Origin of the sequence: Pantoea sp. DY-5, from assembly GCF_019795955.1 — a bacterium.
Taxonomy (GTDB): domain Bacteria; phylum Pseudomonadota; class Gammaproteobacteria; order Enterobacterales; family Enterobacteriaceae; genus Pantoea; species Pantoea leporis.
The window spans coordinates 1,330-3,139 of record NZ_JAIMIE010000014.1 but is presented as its reverse complement, the minus strand read 5'-3'; the positions used below and the strand labels follow the sequence as shown (position 1 = coordinate 3,139).

General features: G+C 53.6%; 1 rRNA gene (cut by a window edge). It reads left to right on the top strand.

The features are described from left to right. Positions 1-64 precede the first annotated feature (64 nt). Positions 65-1,810 (top strand): 23S ribosomal RNA (locus tag K5Y30_RS24680) (it continues 1,258 nt past the right edge of the window).

Here is a 1,810-nt window from a genome sequence, read left to right as displayed (position 1 = left end):
GCGATATGTTCGAGTCTCTCAATGCCTGCAGTCCCAAGCGTTGCAAAACGCCTGTGGGTTGTGAGGTTAAGCGACTAAGCGTACACGGTGGATGCCCTGGCAGTCAGAGGCGATGAAGGACGTGCTAATCTGCGTAAAGCGTCGGTAAGGTGATATGAACCGCTACAGCCGACGATGTCCGAATGGGGAAACCCGGTGCACTCAGTGCATCATCGCAACATGAATACATAGTGTTGCGAGGCGAACCCGGGGAACTGAAACATCTAAGTACCCGGAGGAAAAGAAATCAACCGAGATTCCCCCAGTAGCGGCGAGCGAACGGGGAACAGCCCAGAACCTGAATCAGTTTGTGCGTTAGTGGAAGCGTCTGGAAAGTCGCGCGATACCGGGTGACAGCCCCGTACACGAAAGTGCACAGATTGTGAGTTCGAAGAGTAGGGCGGGACACGTGGTATCCTGTCTGAATATGGGGGGACCATCCTCCAAGGCTAAATACTCCTGACTGACCGATAGTGAACCAGTACCGTGAGGGAAAGGCGAAAAGAACCCCGGCGAGGGGAGTGAAACAGAACCTGAAACCGTGTACGTACAAGCAGTGGGAGCCTCTTTTATGGGGTGACTGCGTACCTTTTGTATAATGGGTCAGCGACTTATATTCTGTAGCAAGGTTAACCGTATAGGGGAGCCGCAGGGAAACCGAGTCTTAACTGGGCGTTAAGTTGCAGGGTATAGACCCGAAACCCGGTGATCTAGCCATGGGCAGGTTGAAGGTTGGGTAACACTAACTGGAGGACCGAACCGACTAATGTTGAAAAATTAGCGGATGACTTGTGGCTGGGGGTGAAAGGCCAATCAAACCGGGAGATAGCTGGTTCTCCCCGAAAGCTATTTAGGTAGCGCCTCGTGAACTCATCTTCGGGGGTAGAGCACTGTTTCGGCTAGGGGGCCATCCCGGCTTACCAACCCGATGCAAACTGCGAATACCGGAGAATGTTATCACGGGAGACACACGGCGGGTGCTAACGTCCGTCGTGAAGAGGGAAACAACCCAGACCGCCAGCTAAGGTCCCAAAGTCATGGTTAAGTGGGAAACGATGTGGGAAGGCACAGACAGCCAGGATGTTGGCTTAGAAGCAGCCATCATTTAAAGAAAGCGTAATAGCTCACTGGTCGAGTCGGCCTGCGCGGAAGATGTAACGGGGCTAAACCATGCACCGAAGCTGCGGCAGCGACGCGTATGCGTTGTTGGGTAGGGGAGCGTTCTGTAAGCCGTTGAAGGTGTGCTGTGAGGCATGCTGGAGGTATCAGAAGTGCGAATGCTGACATAAGTAACGATAAAGCGGGTGAAAAGCCCGCTCGCCGGAAGACCAAGGGTTCCTGTTCAACGTTAATCGGAGCAGGGTGAGTCGACCCCTAAGGCGAGGCTGAAAAGCGTAGTCGATGGGAAGCAGGTTAATATTCCTGCACTTGGTGTTACTGCGAAGGGGGGACGGAGAAGGCTAGGTTATCCGGGCGACGGTTGTCCCGGTTTAAGCGTGTAGGCTGATATCTTTGGTAAATCCGGGATATCTTAAGGCTGAGGCGTGACGACGAGCCACCACGGTGGTGAAGTAACTGATGCCCTGCTTCCAGGAAAAGCCTCTAAGCTCCAGGTAACACGAAATCGTACCCCAAACCGACACAGGTGGTCAGGTAGAGAATACCAAGGCGCTTGAGAGAACTCGGGTGAAGGAACTAGGCAAAATGGTGCCGTAACTTCGGGAGAAGGCACGCTGTCGGTAGGTGAAGTCCCTCGCGGATGGAGCTTGTA